The sequence below is a fragment of the Janthinobacterium sp. OK676 genome (genome assembly GCF_900103595.1).
Taxonomy (GTDB): Bacteria; Pseudomonadota; Gammaproteobacteria; order Burkholderiales; family Burkholderiaceae_D; genus Janthinobacterium.
In genome coordinates this window covers 229,574-248,078 of record NZ_FNHA01000011.1, presented here as the reverse complement: position 1 = coordinate 248,078, position 18,505 = coordinate 229,574, and the positions used below count along the sequence as shown (strand labels likewise).

Annotated in this window: 18 protein-coding genes; 6 read left to right on the top strand and 12 right to left on the bottom strand. The window is 63.9% G+C overall.

The window, feature by feature from the left end:
- On the top strand, positions 1 to 1,140 hold the full coding sequence (locus tag BLU39_RS21260; protein ID WP_092716675.1) for a serine hydrolase domain-containing protein: 1,140 nt from the start codon (positions 1 to 3) through the stop codon (positions 1,138 to 1,140).
- A gap of 44 nt (positions 1,141 to 1,184) precedes the next feature.
- Here BLU39_RS21260 and BLU39_RS28710 read toward each other — a convergent pair whose 3' ends face one another.
- Positions 1,185 to 1,337, bottom strand: a complete 153-nt coding sequence (locus BLU39_RS28710; protein ID WP_175539379.1) for a hypothetical protein — start codon at positions 1,335 to 1,337, stop codon at positions 1,185 to 1,187.
- Entirely contained in the window at positions 1,334 to 2,227 is an 894-nt protein-coding gene (locus BLU39_RS21255) for a LysR family transcriptional regulator (protein ID WP_092716591.1), read from the bottom strand. Before BLU39_RS21255 ends, BLU39_RS28710 begins: the two co-directional genes overlap by 4 nt.
- Positions 2,228 to 2,337: 110 nt before the next feature.
- On the opposite strand from BLU39_RS21255, the gene BLU39_RS21250 reads away from it, so the two are divergent.
- Complete coding sequence (locus BLU39_RS21250; RefSeq protein ID WP_092716589.1) at positions 2,338 to 3,837, top strand: MFS transporter; 1,500 nt, start codon at positions 2,338 to 2,340, stop codon at positions 3,835 to 3,837.
- On the opposite strand, the gene BLU39_RS21245 is transcribed toward BLU39_RS21250, so the two are convergent.
- From BLU39_RS21245 to BLU39_RS21235, 3 genes are all read right to left on the bottom strand, one after another.
- Positions 3,819 to 4,355, bottom strand: a complete 537-nt coding sequence (locus BLU39_RS21245) for a hypothetical protein (protein ID WP_092716586.1) — start codon at positions 4,353 to 4,355, stop codon at positions 3,819 to 3,821. The two genes, BLU39_RS21250 and BLU39_RS21245, sit on opposite strands and share 19 nt — an antisense overlap.
- A gap of 81 nt (positions 4,356 to 4,436) precedes the next feature.
- The gene (locus tag BLU39_RS21240; RefSeq protein ID WP_092716584.1) at positions 4,437 to 6,017 is read right to left on the bottom strand and encodes a methyl-accepting chemotaxis protein; all 1,581 of its coding nucleotides are present in this window, start codon (positions 6,015 to 6,017) and stop codon (positions 4,437 to 4,439) included.
- Positions 6,018 to 6,267: 250 nt separating this feature from the next.
- Positions 6,268 to 6,717 (bottom strand): hotdog fold thioesterase, encoded by a 450-nt coding sequence (locus tag BLU39_RS21235; protein ID WP_092716582.1) that lies wholly within the window; start codon positions 6,715 to 6,717, stop codon positions 6,268 to 6,270.
- Between the two features lie 144 nt (positions 6,718 to 6,861).
- Here BLU39_RS21235 and lpxO point away from each other — a divergent pair, with 144 nt between their 5' ends.
- The 3 genes from lpxO (at position 6,862) to fdx (ending at position 8,641) form a co-directional block, all read left to right on the top strand.
- Positions 6,862 to 7,761: a lipid A hydroxylase LpxO gene (gene lpxO, locus BLU39_RS21230; RefSeq protein WP_092716580.1), complete on the top strand. Its 900-nt coding sequence runs from the start codon at positions 6,862 to 6,864 to the stop codon at positions 7,759 to 7,761.
- An 87-nt stretch (positions 7,762 to 7,848) separates the two neighbouring features.
- Complete coding sequence (locus BLU39_RS21225) at positions 7,849 to 8,247, top strand: DUF6331 family protein (protein ID WP_092716578.1); 399 nt, start codon at positions 7,849 to 7,851, stop codon at positions 8,245 to 8,247.
- Between the two features lie 61 nt (positions 8,248 to 8,308).
- Complete coding sequence (gene fdx / locus BLU39_RS21220; RefSeq protein ID WP_092716575.1) at positions 8,309 to 8,641, top strand: ISC system 2Fe-2S type ferredoxin; 333 nt, start codon at positions 8,309 to 8,311, stop codon at positions 8,639 to 8,641.
- 45 nt (positions 8,642 to 8,686) lie between these two features.
- Here fdx and BLU39_RS21215 read toward each other — a convergent pair whose 3' ends face one another.
- On the bottom strand, positions 8,687 to 10,735 hold the full coding sequence (locus BLU39_RS21215; protein ID WP_092716573.1) for a M13 family metallopeptidase: 2,049 nt from the start codon (positions 10,733 to 10,735) through the stop codon (positions 8,687 to 8,689).
- A 166-nt stretch (positions 10,736 to 10,901) separates the two neighbouring features.
- On the opposite strand from BLU39_RS21215, the gene BLU39_RS21210 reads away from it, so the two are divergent.
- Positions 10,902 to 11,213 (top strand): DUF7661 family protein, encoded by a 312-nt coding sequence (locus BLU39_RS21210; protein ID WP_368087032.1) that lies wholly within the window; start codon positions 10,902 to 10,904, stop codon positions 11,211 to 11,213.
- A 1-nt stretch (position 11,214) separates the two neighbouring features.
- Here BLU39_RS21210 and BLU39_RS21205 read toward each other — a convergent pair whose 3' ends face one another.
- From BLU39_RS21205 to BLU39_RS21180, 6 genes are all read right to left on the bottom strand, one after another.
- Positions 11,215 to 11,784: a DUF1439 domain-containing protein gene (locus BLU39_RS21205; RefSeq protein WP_092716569.1), complete on the bottom strand. Its 570-nt coding sequence runs from the start codon at positions 11,782 to 11,784 to the stop codon at positions 11,215 to 11,217.
- A gap of 208 nt (positions 11,785 to 11,992) precedes the next feature.
- Positions 11,993 to 12,934 carry a hypothetical protein gene (locus tag BLU39_RS21200; RefSeq protein WP_092716567.1) on the bottom strand — a complete coding sequence of 314 codons (942 nt, stop codon included), beginning with the start codon at positions 12,932 to 12,934 and terminating at the stop codon, positions 11,993 to 11,995.
- Between the two features lie 35 nt (positions 12,935 to 12,969).
- Positions 12,970 to 13,413 (bottom strand): hemerythrin domain-containing protein, encoded by a 444-nt coding sequence (locus tag BLU39_RS21195; RefSeq protein WP_092716565.1) that lies wholly within the window; start codon positions 13,411 to 13,413, stop codon positions 12,970 to 12,972.
- 90 nt (positions 13,414 to 13,503) lie between these two features.
- Positions 13,504 to 14,874, bottom strand: a complete 1,371-nt coding sequence (prsR, locus tag BLU39_RS21190; RefSeq protein WP_092716562.1) for a PEP-CTERM-box response regulator transcription factor — start codon at positions 14,872 to 14,874, stop codon at positions 13,504 to 13,506.
- A 15-nt stretch (positions 14,875 to 14,889) separates the two neighbouring features.
- Entirely contained in the window at positions 14,890 to 16,992 is a 2,103-nt protein-coding gene (gene prsK, locus BLU39_RS21185) for an XrtA/PEP-CTERM system histidine kinase PrsK (protein ID WP_092716560.1), read from the bottom strand.
- Positions 16,989 to 18,377 (bottom strand): TIGR03013 family XrtA/PEP-CTERM system glycosyltransferase, encoded by a 1,389-nt coding sequence (locus BLU39_RS21180; RefSeq protein ID WP_092716558.1) that lies wholly within the window; start codon positions 18,375 to 18,377, stop codon positions 16,989 to 16,991. The genes prsK and BLU39_RS21180 overlap by 4 nt, the downstream gene beginning before the upstream one ends.
- Between the last annotated feature and the right edge of the window lie 128 nt (positions 18,378 to 18,505).

Sequence of the window (18,505 nt, the reverse complement as noted above, 5' to 3'; positions counted from 1 at the left end):
ATGACCAAACTCGCCGCAAGCATCACTGTAATGACACTGCTGCTGGCAGCCTGCAAGCCCGCAGCCACGGCACCTGCGCATGACATTCCTGCGGCCATGCGCCAGACCGCAACCACGCTGCTGCAGTCGACATTGCTGCACGCGACCTCGATTGCCGTCGTTTATCGCGGCAAGGAATTCGTTCTGCATCAAGGCGAGCTGGAGACCGGCAAAGGCAATCCGCCGAACGATACAACGCTGTATGAAATCGGCTCGGTCAGCAAGACTTTTGCCGGCCTGCTACTGGCGAACGCCGTGCTGGACGGGAAGGCGGCGCTCGACGATCCCATACAACAGTACCTGCCGGAGGCCTACCCGAACCTGCAGTGGCAAGGTCGGCCCGTTCTCCTGCGCCATTTGATCACGCACACCAGCACCATGCCGGGCATGCTGCCATTACAGGTGAACGCCATATTGCAGGATTTCACGGCGCACGCCACGCCGGCAAAGCTCAATGCGGCCTATGCCAACTACGGACAACAGCAATTCTGGCAGGATTTACATGCAGTCAGCATCAAGGGTCCGCTAGGGGAGGACTACGCCTATTCCAGCGCAGGCACCGAACTCATTGCACACACGCTCGAAACAATCTACGCCATGCCCTATGAAGTGCTGCTCACGCAATTCATCGCGCGCGAAGCCGGCATGCACGATACCAGGCTGAAAATCGCAGCCGGGGATAGTGATCGGCTGGCGCCCGGCTACCACAGCGACAATCCCGTCGTGACGACACCGATGCCGCAACTGCCCTGGGGGGCGGCCGGCAACCTGAAGTCGACCGTGCCGGACATGGCGAAGTACCTGCGCCTGCAATTGAGCGCCCATCGCGCGGTCGTCGAATCGCACAAGCCGCTGGTGCGCTTTCAGGACGACTTCAGCATTGGCTACTTCTGGAATATCGGCAGCAATCGCCAGCTGGGCACGCATTATGTACACCATGGCGGCGTGCCGCGCGCGCAAAGCTACGCCTGGATCGTTCCCCAATATCAGCTGGGGATCTTCATCATCACCAACCAGAGCGGCGACGCTACCGCCGGCGCCATGGAAAGCGCGCTGGCGCCTATTTTCGACACGGTGGAATCGATGGAAAGCGCGAAGTAGGCCGCCAGCAATACGCACGACGCCACAGTTTGGGGAGATGGCGCTTATTTGCCAGCCATGGCGGCCTGCAAGGCGCGCAAGGACGCCGTCAACGGCTCCTGCGGCGGCAGCGACGGCACGGCAAACGGGTGGTCGTGGCGCGCGGTGGCGCCGGCCACATGCCACTGCAAGGGCGTCAGGGAAGCGTCCTGCGTCATGGCAAGCCTCCAAAAGTTTGATCCTGCAACTGCTCCACGAGGAAATCGATGAAGACGCGCAAGCGCGGCGGCAGGTGGCGGCTGGCCGGCCACAGCAGCCAGAATGCCGTACGCGCCTGCGTATGCTCGTCCAGCAGCGACACCAGTTGCCCCGCCGCCAGCTCGCGCTGCACGGCGAATGCGGGCAGATAGGCGATGCCCTGCCCCTGCACGGCCAGGTAGACGCGCATTTCCACGCTGTTGCACACCATGCCGGGCACCGGCTGCACAGCCTCGTCCATCAGCGGCCACTGTTCCAAACGGCCCGTGGCGGGAAAGCGGTAGTCGAGGCGCTGATGTTGCATCAGTTCGATGCCATCGGCGGGCCGGCCATGGCGCGCCAGGTAGGCGGGCGACGCCACCAGCAGCCGGCGGAACGTGCATAGCTTGCGCCGCATCAGGCTTGAATCGGCCAGCTCGCCCGTGCGCACGGCCGCGTCAAAGCCGTCGCTGACGATGTTGACCATGGCGTCGGAAAAATCGAGGTCGAGTTCGATGGCCGGATAGGCTTGCATGAACGCGCCGATGGCCGCTTCGAACAGGCCGCTGTAGCGTGGCAGGCTGATGCGCAGGCGGCCGCTGGGCGCGCCACCCGATTCACCGAGTTCGCGCTCGGCCGCTTCCACCTCGGCCAGGATGCGCTTGCAGCGCTGCAGGAATTTTTCCCCTTCCGCCGTCAAGGCCAGATGCCGCGTGCTGCGCTGGAACAGGCGCGCGCCCAGCCGCGCTTCCATGCGCGCCACGCTTTTCCCGACGGCCGACGACGACAGGCCCAGCAGCCGGCCCGTGGCCGAAAAACTGCCGCTGTCGGCCACCTGCACGAACATGGCGATGCCACCCAAGCTATCCATGCAAATCCCCATTGAAGACATTCTTGTCCGATATGTTGATCAGTTTAGCCCATTTTTCTTCAATCACGGGCGCGCCATACTCGCCTCTCTTTCTTTCATATCCGACACCCATGTCCTCTTCCTCACGTCTTTCCCTCCCCCTACAAGTGCTGGCCGCTTGCCTGACGGGCTTGCTGATACCCCTGTGTTTCACGGGCCCGGCCGTCGCCCTGCCCGCCCTCGGCGCCGAATTGCACGGCAGCGCCGCCGCCCTGAACTGGGTCATCAATGCGTATATCCTCAGCTATGGCAGCGCCATGATGGTGGCCGGCAGCCTGACGGACGTGCTGGGACGGCGCCGCGTCTGGCTGGCGGGACTGGCGCTGTTTTGCGTGGCGACCCTGGCCATCGCTGTCGCGCCATCGGTGGCATGGATCGCCGCGCTGCGTTTCGTGCAGGGCCTGGGCGGCGCGGCCGCGTTCGCCGCCGCGATGTCGTCGCTGGCGCCATTGTTCCACGGCGCAGCCCGCAGCCGGGTGATGAGCGTGCTGGGCACCACGTTCGGCCTGGGCCTGGCCTTCGGTCCGCTGGCGGCCGGCGCCATGCTGGCGCTGGCTCGCTGGCCCGCCATCTTTTACGCCACGGCCGTGCTGGGCGCCATCGGCATGCTGCTGGTATGGGGCAACGTGCCGGCCGATCCCGCGCGCGGCAAGGACCGGCTGGACTGGCCAGGCGCCATCAGCTTCAGCGCCGCGCTGGGCTTGCTGACCCTGGGCATGCTGCTGATACCCGAACACGGCTGGCGCAATGGCGCCGTGCTGCTGTCCGTCGCCGCGTCCGTGCTGCTGTTCCTCGCCTTTGGCGCGATCGAGCGCAGGACGGCGCGGCCCATGCTGGATTTGTCGCTGTTCCGCCAGCGCCGCTTTGTCGCCGTGCAAGTGCTGGCCGCCTCGCCCGCCTTCCTGTTCATCGTGCTCATCGTCATGCTGCCGGGGCGTTTCATCGGCATCGACGACATGTCCGCGCTGGCGGCGGGCCGTCTGATGATCGCCCTGGCCGCGCCGCTGCTGCTCGTGCCCGTGCTGGCGGCGCTGCTGTCGCGCTGGATCACGACCGGCGCCCTGTGCGCGGCGGGATTGCTGCTGGCCGCGGCGGGCCTGGCCTGGCTGGCGCAGGTGCTGGGCCATGCCGGCGCCGCCGCGCTGGCCGGTCCCCTGCTGCTGATCGGCGTAGGCATCGGCTTGCCATGGGGCTTGATGGATGGCATGGCCTTGAGCGTGGTGGAAACGGAGCGCGCCGGCATGGCCACGGGTATCTTCAATACCGTGCGCGTCAGCGCCGATGGCGTGGCGCTGGCCCTGGCGGGCGCCGTGCTGGCCAGCCTGATCGGCGCGGGCCTGGCGCGGCAGCTGCCGGCCGAGTTGCCCGTACTGGCCGCCGCCAGCCGCGCCGCGCTCGGCGATATACAACAAGCAACACAGCTGCTGGGCGGCCAGGAAGCACTGCTGCGGACCAGCTATGACGCCGCCTTCCGCCAGCTATTGCTCGGCCTGGCGGTGCTGGCCGTGGTGCTGGCGGCGCTGGTGCCGTACTTGCTCAGGAAGGATGGGACTCAGGCATCCAGGCCGTAGAACACGGCCACCAGGATGGCGATATTGTTGCAGGCGCGCGCAAACGTCGTTGTCGCATAGGCAACGGCCACACTGGGGGCGCGGTAGCGCAGGTAGACAAAGCTGAACATGGCACCCGAGCCCAGCGCGACGATGGCGTGCAGCAAGCCGCCGCTGATGAAATGCACGATGGCCCACAGGATGGCGCCGCTAAAAACGCTGAGCTGGCGGCTGGCGCCCAGGCGCCGGAGGATTTCCAGCGGCAGCAGCTGGCCGAGGAAGGTTTCCAGGATGGGGGAATAGATGACGACCCAGAACACCAGCAGGGGCAGCGACATTTCGCGCTTGAACTTGGACAGGCCCGTGTGCGCACCCCAGTATTCGGGCGGCAGCAGCCATTTGGTGAAGAACAGGATGGCAAAGCACAGCATGCAGGTCAGCAAGCCCCAGCCGAGACCGGCAAGGGCCAGCTCCAGCACGGGCGGCGCCGGTTTGTCGTCGTCCTGGCTGGATAGATCATGGCTGCTGTGCACTTGCATGAGAAGTCCTGGCGGTGATCCAGCTCTCATTGTAGCGCGGAATACGACTATTGGCGCACGGCTGTTGGCGCGCCACCCATCTCAGGCGGCCAGGCGCAGGGGACCGTTGGCCCGCGTGGCCAGCTTGAAGATGCCCACTTCCTGTTCCAGCTGCGCCGCCTGCTGCTGCAGTTCGTGCGCGGCGGCGGCGGCCTGCTCGACGAGGGCCGCGTTTTGCTGCGTCACCCGGTCCATGTCGACGATGGCGCGGTTGACTTGCTCGATGCCGGCGCCCTGCTCCTGCGTCGCATGGCTGATCTCGGCCATGATGCCCGTCACCCGGCTAATGCCGGCCACCACGTCATGCATGGTGGCGCCCGCCTGCTCGACAAGCACGGTCCCCGTGCCCACCTTGCTGACGGAATCGTCGATCAGGGCCTTGATTTCGCGCGCGGCGGCGCTCGAGCGCTGCGCCAGGTTGCGCACCTCGGTGGCGACGACGGCGAAACCGCGCCCCTGTTCGCCCGCGCGGGCCGCTTCCACGGCCGCGTTCAAGGCGAGGATATTCGTCTGGAAGGCGATGCTGTCGATCACGCCGATGATGTCGACGATCTTGTTCGACGAGGCATTGATCAGGCCCATGGTGTGCACGACTTCGGCCACCGCCTTGCCGCCCTGCTCCGACACCTTCGACGCTTCGCGCGCCAGGCGGTTGGCCTGCTGGGCGTTGTCCGCATTCTGACGCACGGTGGAAATCAGTTCTTCCATCGATGACGCCACTTCTTCCAGCGAGCCGGCCTGCTGCTCCGTGCGCTGCGACAGGTCGCGGTTGCCCGAGGCGATCTCGGTCGACGCCGTGGCGATGCTTTCCGTGCCGTGGCGCACCTTGCCGACGATGGCGGCCAGGTTGTCGCGCATGGTCTTGATGGCAAACAGCAGGCTGCTGTCGTCGCCGTCGCGCGTGTGCACGTCGATGGCCAACTCCCCCAGCGCGATGCGCCCGGCGATCGCGGCCGCATACGCCGGTTCGCCGCCCAGCTGGCGCAGCAGGCCGCGCGTGATGACGGTGGCGACCGCAATGCAAATGAGCACGCTGAGCGCGGCCAGCACGCCGATCCAGCGCAGCGACTGGCCGTAGATGGCGCGCGCGGCCACGCTGGCCTGCTCCGATTCGCGCTGGACGCTCTTCAGGACGGTATCGATGTCGGCGACGATCTGACGCCGCAAGGGGCTGCACTCTTCGACGAGGAAGGTGCCGTACTGCTCCATCTGTCCTGCGGCGCGGAACTGGCGCGGCCGCTGCAATTCCTGCGCCATGGCTTTCAAGCCCGTGCTGACTTTTTCGAATTGCGCATCGCCGGCAAACTGTGGCGCCAGCCGGGCCAGCGCTTCCAGGTAGAGTGCCTTCTGGCTGTCGAGGATGGCCAGCTCTTTCTCGGCGGCGGCCTGGTCCTGGAAGATATACGCGTTGCGGGCGGCCAGGCCCGTCTGATCGAGCGCTTCGCGCGCCACGTACAGTGGCTCGAGTTTTTCCTGTTGGACTTTTTCTTGCGCGTCCATGGCGCCGGAGATGGCGCCGATGCGCAGCAGCGCGAAGGCAGCCAGTACCAGCATGAGTAGCACCAGCAGCCCGAAGCCTGCGCTCAGGCGCGCGCCTATCGTCAAACGATTGAATGACATCATTGTTGTTATTGCCCTGTAAAAGTTGATTGTTGCTGGTTACTTGGAAACCAGCGATCTGCTCGCCGTCGTGGTGCCTTTCCCGCATGGCGCGGGATGGGTCTCTAACTGGCGTTTTTTGGGCAGTCAGCTTCTAATGTCGGGCAATGTACGCGCGCGGAGAGAAACCCGCGCAATGCAACGGTACACTGAATTATAAGCGAACAGCGTTATTTATGATTTCACGCGTCCACTTTTAGTGCCTTGATGCAAGTCAAGGGCTGCCGTATCCCCCCTTGCCCGGCGCGTCGATGACGGCCATCGTGATGCGCGAGATGCAGCACAGCTTGCCGTCGTCGCCGGTGATGCGGATTTCCCAGACCTGGCTGGTGCGGCCCCGGTGGATGGGCGTGGCGCGCCCCGTCACGTAACCGCCGCGCACGCCGCGCAAGTGGTTGGCGTTGATTTCCTGGCCCACGCTCACGTGCCGGCTGGAATCGAGGCAGGCATTCGCGGCCATGCTGCCCAGGGTTTCGGCCAGCAAGACGGAAGCGCCGCCATGCAGCAGCTTGAACGGCTGCATGGTGCGGTGGTCGACGGGCATGGTCGCCTCGATCCAGTCGGGACCGAAAGCCGTGAATACGATGCCCAGGTGGCGCATGGCCGTGCCCTCGCTGGCGGCATTGAGGATGGCCAGGTCGAGCGGTGCGTGCCAGATTTCCATTGTTACCTCGGATAAGTGGGTAGAAACGGCCATTGTAGGGCACAGCGATCCCGTCCGCCGCTTCATCTTTCCTTCACCGAGGCACGGGGTGGCGATGGCATTAACTGGTTATAATTGCCCCATTCTTAAAAAACGAGGTTGTGTATGAAGTGGGCCTTGCTGGGCATTTTTGTGTTTTCTGTTTTACATATTCATTTTCGGGGCAAGGTGCGCCTGCCGTTCCGCCGCCAGATCTTCGATCACTCCTCGTTCATGGCGCCGCTGAACCTGTTCATGCACACCTTTTCCAAGGTGCCGGCCACGCCGTATCTGGCCGTCGAGCAATTCCCGGAATTGGCGCCGCTGCAGCAGAACTGGCAGATCATCCGCGATGAAGCGCTGCGCATGCAGGAAATGAAAAAGATCAAGGCGGCCGAAAAGAACAATGACGTGGGTTTCAATTCCTTCTTCAAATACGGCTGGAAGCGTTTCTACCTGAAATGGTATGACGCGAACCACCCGTCGGCGCAGCAGATGTGCCCGCAGACCTATGCGCTGCTGCAATCGATTCCGTCGATCAAGGCGGCCATGTTCGCGGAACTGCCGCAAGGCGGCAAGCTCAACCCGCACCGCGACCCGTTCGCCGGTTCCCTGCGCTATCACCTGGGCTTGCAGACGCCGAACGACGACCGCTGCTTCATCGATGTCGATGGCGAACGCCATAGCTGGCGCGACGGCCAGGCCGTGATGTTCGATGAAACGTATATCCATTGGGCGCGCAACGATGCCGACAGCGACCGCATCATCCTGTTCTGCGACATCGAGCGCCCGATGCGCTATCGCTGGGCGCAAGGCTTGAACCGCTGGCTGGGCCGCACCCTGATGACGGCCGCCGCCTCGCCCAACGAACTGGGCGACCAGGTGGGCGGCGTGAGCAAGCTGTTCCAGATTTCCTGGACCATGGGCCAGTACCGCCGCCGCTTCAAGGCGTGGAACAAGACGGCCTACCAGGTCACCCGCGTGGCGCTGGTCGTGGCCATCATCGCGCTGATCTACTTTATTTGATTGACGCGCCATCTCTCGCACAAGAAAACCGCCTTCGAGCGGTTTTTTTTATAATGCGATACCAATGACGACGAGAATGTTTGAAACATGACGCAACGCGACCGCCAAGACGATATCCAGATCGGCGACGATGCCTGGATCGAATGGATCAGCCTTGACGGCCGCTATGAACAGGCCATCGACATCGATCCCTTGCTGGGGGAGCTGTGGCCGCTGATCTGCCTGCTGGAAACCCATTGTGTCGCCGACTGCTGCGGCATGGATGCCTACGATTTCACACGCGAAGCCGTCAATACGGCGCTGCTGGAACTTGATCGGGCGGAACTGCATGCCGCCTGCGCGCAAGCCCACAGCGCCGTGGCGGCGGCCGCCAGCGATGTATTGCTGAGTAACACGATGAATCACTACACGGATAAACGCGTGTTCCTGCAATTGCTCGAGCATCTGGACGAGTGCATCGTTGCGCAGGATGCCGCAGAGGCTTGACCTTGCCAAGGCGGGAAGGTCCACAGTGGCGGCATTGAAGGATAAACGAGGAGAATCGCGCATGCCAAAAATCACCGTCCTGCCCCATCCCGAGCTGGCCCCCGACGGCGCCGTTATCGACGCGCCGGAAAACATGAGCATTTGCGACGCCTTGCTGCGCAACGAAATAGACATCGAACACGCCTGCGGCCAGGTCGGCGCCTGCTCCACCTGCCACGTGGTCGTGGTGCGGGGTTTCGACTCGCTCAATGAACTGGGCGACAATGAAGAAGACATGCTCGACCAGGCCTGGGGCTTGCAGCCCCATTCGCGCCTGTCGTGCCAGGCGCGCCTGGCGCAGGAAGACCTGACGGTCGAACTGCCCAGGTACACGCTCAACCACGCCAAGGAATAGTCCCCGGCGCGGTTGCGCGACTGCCCTACGGGTTTACCACGTGATTTACCACATGATCACGCGCTGCTCGGGCGGCAGATACATCGGGTCGCCCGGCTTGATGCCGAACGCTTCGTAGAAGCCGGGCTGGTTTTTCACCGTGCCCTTGGCGCGGAATTCGCCCGGCGAATGCGGGTCGCTCTTGATCTGGGCGATGGCCGCTTCGGGACGCAGTTTTGCGCGCCATTTCTGCGCAAAGCCGATGTACAGGCGCTGCTCGCCCGTCAGGCCATCGATGACGGGCGACGGCTTGCCACCGAGCGAACGCTGGTAGGCCTTGTAGGTAATCGACAGGCCGGAATTGTCGCCGATGTTTTCGCCCAGGGTCAGTTCGCCATTGATGTGGTAGCCCGGCACGGGGCTGTAGGCGCCGTATTGCTTGACGAGGCCGGCGGCCAGCGCCTTGAAGGCCGTGCGGTCCTCCGCCGTCCACCAGTTGCGCAGGCGGCCTTTGGCGTCGTACTGGCTGCCCGAATCGTCGAAGGCATGGCTGATTTCATGGCCGAAGGTGATGCCCAGCAAGCCGTAATTGACGGCATCTTCCGCCTTCACGTTGAAGAATGGCGGCTGCAAAATCGCGGCCGGGATCGTGATGGCGTTCAGGGCCGGGCTATAGCTGGCGTTGACGGTTTGCGGCGTCATCGACCATTCGTCGCGGTCGACCGGTTTGCCCAGCTTGGCCAGGTTTTGCTGGCGGCTCCACGCGCGCGAAGCGCGCACGTTGGCGATCAGGTCATTCGGCTGCGTCTTCATGCTGCTGTAGTCGCGCCAGGTATCGGGGTAGGCGATCTTCGGCTTCAGGGCGGCCAGCTTGAGCTGGGCTTCCTTCTTGGTTTCCGGGCCCATCCAGTCGAGCTGTTCGATGCCCTCCTTGAACGAGGCGACGAAATTGTCGAACATGGCCATCACGCGGGGCCGGGTTTCCGGCGGCAGATACATTTGCACATAGCGCTTGCCGACGGCGTCGCTGATGGCGTTATCCGTGAAGCGCAGCGCCAGCTGCCACTGCGGTTCGCTTTGCGGCACGCCGCGCAGCACCGTGCCGTCGAAGGCGAAACGCTCCTTGACGGTCGCGCTGTCCAGGTAGGAAGCGTAGCTTTCGATGATGCGCCAGTTCAGATAGCTCTTCCACGATGCCAGCGGCACGGCGGCCAAGGTCTCGGAAAAGCCTGTCATGAAGCTGGGCTGGCGCACGACGGCCGAGGAAGCCTTCGGCGCCAGGCCGGCGGCCGTAAAGTAGGCATTCCAGTCAAAGGCCGGCGCCAGTGCCGCGAATTTGTCGAAATCGACGCGGTTGTACGATTTGACGGGGTCGCGCATCTGCACGCGCGTCCACTGCACGGTCGCCAGGCGCGTCTCGATGTCGAGGATCTGCGCCGCGTGTTCGGCAGCGGCCTTGTCGCCGCTCATGGCCAGCATGGTCTCGATATGCTTGAGGTATTTGGCGCGCACGGCTTGCAGCTTGGCGTCGTCATCCTTCAGGTAGTAATCGCGGTCAGGCAAGCCCAGGCCGGACTGGCTGATGTTGACCGTGTACTGCTCGGGGTCTTGCGCATCGGGCGCCACATAGGCGGAAAACGGCGTCGCCACGCCACTGCCTTGCAGATAGGCGAGCAGCGCCGGCAAGTCCTTCTTGTCCTTGATGGCGGCGACGCGGGCCAGCTCGGCCTTCAGGGGCTTGAAGCCGGCCGCATCGCGCGCCTTGTCGTTCATGAAGCTCGTGTACAGGTCGGCGATCTTGTGCGCTTCGCTGCCCGGTTTGCCGGGATTTTTCACGGTGGCGTCGATCAGGCCACGCAGCTGGCCCTGGGCGATTTCGCGCAATTCGATGTAGGTGCCCCAGACGGATTTGTCGGCCGGGATGTCCGTATTGCGGGTCCACACGCCGTTGACGTAGCCGTAGAAGTCATCCTTCGGGCTGACGGCCGGGTCCAGGGTTTTCAGGTCGATGCCGGAGACGGGCGCGGCGGCGGTAGCGCCTTGCTGGGCGTACAGCGAGGGCGAGGATAAGGCGAGCAAGGCGCAGCAAGCTGCGCTGATAAGTGAGCGTTTCACGAAGATTCCTTTAATTGTTTTCACTTCATGTTGGGGAACATGCTTGTCCAGGCATGGGAGGCTGGATTATAGTCCGCGTGCTTACGGGGAAACAATGTCCGTTGAACAAGTCCGGTGAGCAGAGAAGCGCTGAAGCGCGCCTCGAGCCCGCGCCGATGAGCAGAAAATGTTACTATTTGGCAATGGCCGTATCCGCCGCGTTCCATATCTCTATGCCCGGCGCCTTGACTGGAGAAGTTTGATGCAGGAATGCAGATTCAATGTTTTCGGCACGCTGATCGCCATCTGCGGAAATCAGGGAGCATGGCGCGCATTTTATCTCGGTGCGGAAGGCAAGCGCCGGCCCGCCGATTTCATTATTCCTGACGATATTGAAGCAGATGCGCTGTGCGAATACCTGGCCGACCTGTTCCATGAAGAAGCGACGCCGCGCAATAACACGGCAACGCGAATCAGCCCGCCGGCAGTCGAAGCCTAGGCTATTTTACCGGCTCGAACGTCACGGTCAGCCCATTGCTCGTCGTCCTGAGCTGCGTGGGTACGAATTGCACGCCCGCATAGCGTAATTCGTCGGGTTTGAAGGTATAGATCGGCGTTTCATGCATGAGCTGGTCGGCCACCAGACCGGCCACCTTGGCGAACTGGCGCTGCTGCGACTCGTCCATGCCGTCGATGGTCACCTTGTCCACGCTCGCTTCGCTGAGGTAAACGGCGTTGCGCTGGGCGTCGAGCACGAGGCGGCCCGACATGGCCAGGCTGCCGCGCCAGCTCTGGCGTATGAACGGCGGCAAGACGCTGGCGTCCACGCTGAGGGCAACCCGTTCGCGCTCGGGCTGCAAGGAAAGTTGCGGATGGGTCAGCTTGACGTCCAGCACGGACAGCACGCGCTTGTCGATGGGAAAGCGGCGCTCCAGGCCTTGCTGCATCTTGCTCAGCGACACGTTCACGTCGCGCGGGCCGATCAGGGTGGAACACGCGGCCAGCACGGTACAGGCAAAAGCGGCGGTGGCGGCGGTTTTCAGCAAGGGACGGAAGGTGGTCACGTTCATGGATGGTTTCGTTGGAAAGATGGCGCCATCTTACACATGCGCCCGCTTTCATGCAAAAACCGGCGCCCGCCTTGCAGCGGGCACCGGTTCTTGTGTTGACCTTGTCAGCGTACGAACAGGGCGATCAGTATGACGATGGGCAATGGAATGCCCAGCAGCAGCAAGAGGATGGAACGCATGGAGGACTCCTTGATTGATGGTAGGGGTTTCAGATGGTGACGTGGCGCAGCACGCGCTCATGGTCGCGCTGGCGGCCGCCGAACGTCGCCGCCAGGCTGGCCACGAAAGCACCGAGCAGCAAGGCGACGAACATCCACAGTGCCGTATGGGCACCGGCCTTGCGGGCCGTATCGGCCGCCTGCTGGGCACGCGCCTTGGCATCGGCGGCGGCCTTGGCGGCGCGGCCGTAGACGGCGTCGACCCGCGCTTCCGCTTCGGCTTGCGTCAAGCCCGTGCGGCTGGCCACGACCTGGCCCAGGTAGGCGCGGTCATCGGCGGCCAGGCTGCCCGTGGACAGGCTGGTGGCGAAGATCCTGCCGGTTTCCATGCGTTGGTCGGCAGTGCTGGCATTGGCCGAGGGAGCCGCCAGGGTGCCGGTGGTGGCAGCAGCGGCGGCAGGCGCGGCAGGTGCGCGCAGCAGCATGTCCGAGAAATAGTCGAGCGGATTGGCGCCGCCGCCCTCGTCCGCCTTCGCACCAGCCGCACCCGCACCCGCCGCCGCAGCTGGGGACACCGCCGCCGCCACGCCGCTGCCCGCATCGATGGCGCCGCTGAGCACGGCCCGCGTGCCGCCGGCCAGCACGGCCACGGTGATCAGGGTGGCCACAGCCCAGGCCAGCAAGCCGTGCGCCGTATCGCGGAAATGCACTTCATCCGTATGGATGGAACTCCATTTCACGCGCAGCCGGCCCGCCATGTAGCCGCCGATGCCGGACGCGGCCAATTGCATGAAGGCCAGCCAGGCGATGGTGGATACGCCGATGGCCGTCGCATTGAACGACCAGGGCGACACGGACGACAGGCCCAGGCCCACGCCGAGGATCAGGAGAATGAAGGACAAGGCGGCCGCGGCAGCCGCGCCCGCCAGCACGGCGCCCCAAGAGACGCCCGGATTGTTCAGGTCCGAGACGGACAATTGTGTAGCTTGCATGGAATACTCCCTTGGTTATTGATTTTTTCAACCGCTCAGGCGGCGACGTCCGTCAGCTGTTCCTTGCGCGCGGCCATTTCCCGGCCCAGCGCGTCGAGGTCGACGGCCGTCTCGCGCACCTTGGGAAACATGTCGCCCTCTTCTTCCTGGACGTGGTGCTCGATCTGCTCGGACAGCACCTTGACCTTGGCGTCGTACAGGTCGTCGGCCGGGTCCATGGCGGCAATTTGCGCGATGAGCTCCTTGGCGCTCGCGTGCTCGACGAGGGCTTCATCCATCAGGTCGCCATCGTGGATGGGACGACGCACGGCCGGATAGAAAATTTCTTCTTCCAGTTGCGTGTGCACGGTGAGTTCCTGGCAGATCTGGTCGGCCAGTTTTTTCTTGGTGGCAAATGAGCGGTCGCTCAAGCCTTCATATTGGGCAAACAATGCCTTCACGGCCTTATGGTCTTGCATCAATAGATTGATCGCGTTCATGGCGCCTCCTTGTTGTAGATGAGGCAAGGATGCGCCACGGCGGCGCCAGCGTATGTGCGACGCCTTACACAATCTTGATTTTTAATACACTCAGCTGTTCACCTGCGACTTGATGCCGTGATGGCCCATCAGGTCGTACAGGGTGGGCCGGCTCACGCCCAGCAGCTCGGCCGCCTTGGCGATATTGCCATCGGCCCGCGCCAGCGCGCGCACCATCACCTTGTATTCAGCCACTTCGCGGGCCTGTCGCAGGCTCAGCGGCTCGTCCGGGGGCGCCGCCTGGGCGCTGGCGGGCAGACCCAGGTCATCGGCGGCGATCTGCGGCCCGTCGCACATGATGACGGCCCGCTTGATGCAGTTTTCCACTTCGCGCACATTGCCGGGCCAGCCGTAGCTTTCGATCAGCTGCAGCGCGCCGGCGCTGAAATGCAGGTTGCTGCGGCCTTCGCTGGCGCAGAACTTGTTCTTGAAATGGTGGGCCAGCAAGGCCGCATCGCCGGCCCGCTCGCGCAGCGGCGGAATGCGCAGCACGATTTCGCTGAGACGGTAAAACAGGTCTTCGCGGAAACGCCCCTGTTCCGCCAGCACTTTCAGGTCCTGGTGCGTGGCGCACACGATGCGCACGTCGACGGCGATCTCGGCGCGCCCGCCCACGCGCTCGATGACTCTTTCTTGCAGGAAGCGCAGCAGTTTCGCCTGCAGCCCCATCGGCATGTCGCCGATTTCATCGAGAAAGAAAGTGCCGCCATGGGCCAGCTCGATCTTGCCCAGGGTTTGCCGGGCCGCGCCCGTAAACGCCCCCCGCTCATAGCCGAACAGCTCGCTCTCGAGCAGGTTTTCGGGGATGGCCGCGCAATTGATGGCAACGAAACGTTGCGCGTGGCGGCTCGACAGCGCGTGCAGTCCCCGCGCAATCAATTCCTTGCCGCTGCCCGAGTCGCCCAGCAGCATCACGCTGGCCGACGAGGGCGCCACTTTTTCCACGCTGCGGCACAGTTTCAGCATGCCCGGGTCGCGGCTGACGATGCCGGCCAAGGGCGAGTCCGCCTGCGTCTGCAGCATGCGGCGGTTTTCCTGCTGCATCGCGTGCAAATAAAAGGCGCGGGCGATGACCAGGCCCAGCATGTCGGCCTCGAACGGTTTCTGGTGGAAATCGTAGGCGCCCAGCGCAATGGCTTTCAAGGCATGCGCCCGCTCCTGGTTCCCCGACAGGATGATGACTTTCGTGTCCGGCGCCAGCGCGAGGATTTGCCGCAGGGTGGCCAGGCCTTCCGTGGCGCCGTCCGGGTCGGGCGGCAAGCCCAGGTCCATCGTCACGACGGCAGGCTGGTGGCGCCGCACGAGCGCCAGCGCCGCCTCGCGCTCGCCTGCCAGCAAGACTTCGTAGCCGTCAAAACTCCAGTGCAACTGCTTTTGCAGGCCGGGATCGTCTTCGATGACCAGCAGTTTTTGTTTCGCCATACGTATGCACTCCAGTCAGCGGGTAGAACAGCGGAAATCTGGGGTATGACCCGGCGGGTCAGACCCCATGGCCGCATGCAGCGGCAGGATCATGCGAAACGTCGTGCCCACCTGCGGCGCGCTGCGCACTTCCAGGCTGCCGCCCACTTCGCGCAGGTATTCGCGGCTTTCGAACACGCCGATGCCCATGCCCGCCGTCTTCGTCGTGTCGAACGGCTTAAATAAACGTTCGCGGATGAATTGTTCGCTCATGCCCTGCCCCGTATCGTCGAGCTCGACGACGGCCGTATGCTGCTCGCGCCGCAGCCGCACGGCCACCTTGCCATCGCTGGCCGTCGCCTCGATGGCGTTCTGGATCAAGTGACCCAGCACCCGCTCCAGCCGCGCGCGGTTGGCCAGCACCGTCAGTTCGCCATCGACGATTTCCAGCCGGGGCGCCGGCGCCAGGCTCGCCTTGGCCGCCACGGCCTGGCGCAGCAAGCCGTCGAGCAGCAGCGGCGCGGGCGCTTCCGGCGCTTCGCCACGCGCCAGTTTCTGCAGCAAGGTTTTCATTTTCTGCACGGAATGGTCGAGGGTGCCCAGCATGTCTTGCTGGAAGGCGGGATTGGCGCGGTGCTTTTCCGCGTTGCTCAATAACAGCGACAGCTGGAACACGAGGTTTTTGAGGTCGTGCACGATGAAGGTGGACATGCGGTTGAACGAGTCGAACTGGCGCGCCACCGTCAGGGTATCGAGCGATTCGCGGTGCGCCAGATAGCTGGCGGCCTGGCTGCCGGCAATTTTCAGCACGTCGAGGATTTCCCAGTTCAAGCCGATGTGCGTGCGGGGCCGCGCCAGCGCGACAAAGGCGAACAGCTGGCCATGCAGCATCAGGGGCACCAGCAGCCACACGTCGGGCAGCGCCAGCAGCGCGGGCGGCAAGCGCAAGCCACCGTACTGGCGCGGATTTTGCAGGCAATCGGACACGTCGATCACCCACTGCCGTGCTTCCATGAACTGGCACAAGGGACCTGACGCCGGCTCGCTCCACGTGTTCGGCGGCCAGTTCCAGCTGGCGGCGGGGGCGAACTGCCCCTGTTCGCGCAAAATCCACAGGGCGCCGGCGCGGCTTTCCACCAGTTGCGCCATGGCCTGTATCGTGCGTTCGCCCAGGGCCGGCCCATCTTCGGATAGCGCCCGCGTAAATCTCAGCCATTCCTCGCGGTAATCGAAGATGGCATTGTAAAAATGTTTATTGATATACACCTTGAGCTTGGCGCGCAGGCTGCCGGAAAACAGCACGCCCGCCAGCAGCAGGGCCGCGCCGCCCAGGTAAGCCATCTGCATCAGGGAACCCCAGGTGCCGCCGAAGTAGCGCAAATAATAGGCGCTGGCCGCCATGGCCAGCAGGTAGATGGCCGAGCCCAGCAAGGCGGCCGAGCGGTACAGCATCTGGCGCGAGACGGACAGGCCCAGCGCCCAGCCCGGATTGCGCGCGGCCGAGACGGCCAGCAGCGGCGCGCACAGGGCGTCGACGATGCCGCGCGCGGCCCAGATGTCGTTGTTGACCGTGCGAAACAGCAAGGCGTCGCTGTACAGATAGAAATCGTAGGCGAACAGCCCGCCCACGCCCAGGCACGCAAACTTGATGCCCCAGCGTTTCAGGGGCGGCGTGTTGCGGTACCACTGTTCCACCAGCAACATGCCCAGTACGGCCAGCAGCAAACGGCTGACGCTGGCCGCCGTGCGTGCCGGCAAGACCATCGGCAGCCACGACAAGGCCAGCGCGGACAGCCACGGCGCCAGCGCCGTGAGAACGATGCCGGCCAGCACGAGGCGCAAGCGGGGCCGCGACGGTTCGATCAGCAACAGCAGGAATACGAGCCAGGCCACGGTGCGCAGCAATTCCAGCGCATCATCGGCCAGCGAAGTGTGCTGCCCCAGCAGTACCAGCACCACCGTGCCCATCGCCCAGCCGCCCGTCGCCAGGCAGGCGACCAGCAAGGCTCGCACGTTTTGCCGCGCGCGCCAGTTGCTGATGAGCAGCAACGCCAGCACGAAGAAGGCCAGCGACGCCAAGCCATGGCTGAGGGCCGCCGCGTCGGCCGCCGCCAGCCAGTCCGACTGCGCCCGCATCATCGGCTGCCCTTGCCAAACAGCACCACCTGCACCGTGTCGAGCAGGATCAGCAAGTCGAGGAACAGGCTATTGTTTTTCACATAATACAAGTCGTATTGCAATTTTTTGACGGCATCGTCGATGGAAGCGCCATACTGGTAGCGCACCTGCGCCAGGCCCGTGATGCCCGGCTTGATGTTGTGGCGAATGTTGTAGTACGGCACTTGTTCCTGCAATTGTTCGACAAAATACGCGCGCTCCGGGCGCGGTCCCACGAAGCTCATCTCGCCGCGAAACACATTGAGCATCTGCGGCAGCTCGTCGATGCGCAGCTTGCGGATCAGATTGCCCACGCGCGTAATGCGCGCATCGTTGGCCAGCGCCCAGATGGGCGTGCCGTCGCGCTCGGCATCACAGCGCATGCTGCGAAATTTCAGCACCTTGAATGGCAGACCGTCGCGCCCCACCCGTTCTTGCTGATAGAACACGGGGCCGCCATCCTCCAGGCGGATGCACAGGGCCGTCACCAGCATCACGGGCAGCGCGGCCAGGCAGATGACGCCGCTGGCGGCCAGGTCGAACAAGCGCTTCGATGCGGCGCGGAAAAAACTCTGGTCGAAGCCGCCGCCATAGATCAGGTAGCTCGGTTGCAAGGAATCGATGCGAATCTGGCACGCTTCGCGCTCGAAAAACGTGGCCGCGTCGATCACCTTCACCCCGCCGAGCGCGCATTCCAGCAGTTGCTTGGCAGGAAACGCGCCATTGCGCCGGTCGCTGACGGACACGACGATTTCATGGGCGGCATGGCGCTGGGCCGTGGCCAGCAAGGACGGTCCGGCCGGCAGCAATGCCGAGGCCGGCACGCAGCATTGCTCGCCAGCCACACTGACACAGCCGACCACCGTAAACTGATGGAAACCGATCTTGCTGGCAGCCAGGTCCATGCATTCGCGCGCCAGCGCCCCGCCCCCCACCAGGATCAGCCGTCCTTCCATCAGCGCCGATTGCGATGACTTGAACACCACCAGGCGCGCCAGCAGCACGCCGATGGCGCCCAGGCCGAAGATCAGCACGCTGCCGCGCCCGAAATGCAAGGAAGGAATAAAACGGATCAGAACGCTGAGTACGGCAAAACCGAGCGCGAACGACGGCAGGATGCGCAGCAAGGTGTTGCGGATGTCTTCGCGCGAACGGTGCTGGTACATGCCCAGCGCACTCATGCTCAGCACGATGACCAGCGCAAAGATCGAAGACGACAGGTAGAGCTCGCTCACCCGCAGCACGCGGCTGCCGTCCGCCAGCCACAGCAAGGACGTCAGGGTGGCCGACAGCAGCAGGATCATGATTTCCAGCAACAGCAAGATAAACGCTGTTTTCGAGACATAATGGCTGAAGATGCGGATCATGGTTCCCCCTGCGGCAAGAAGCACCACGCCGCGCGCATAGCGGCCTGATACCGGTCTTGCCATCATGGCGAACTGTTCCAAGTAGACATTGATGCGCCACAAGCTACAGCCCCAGCTATCTTTCACCG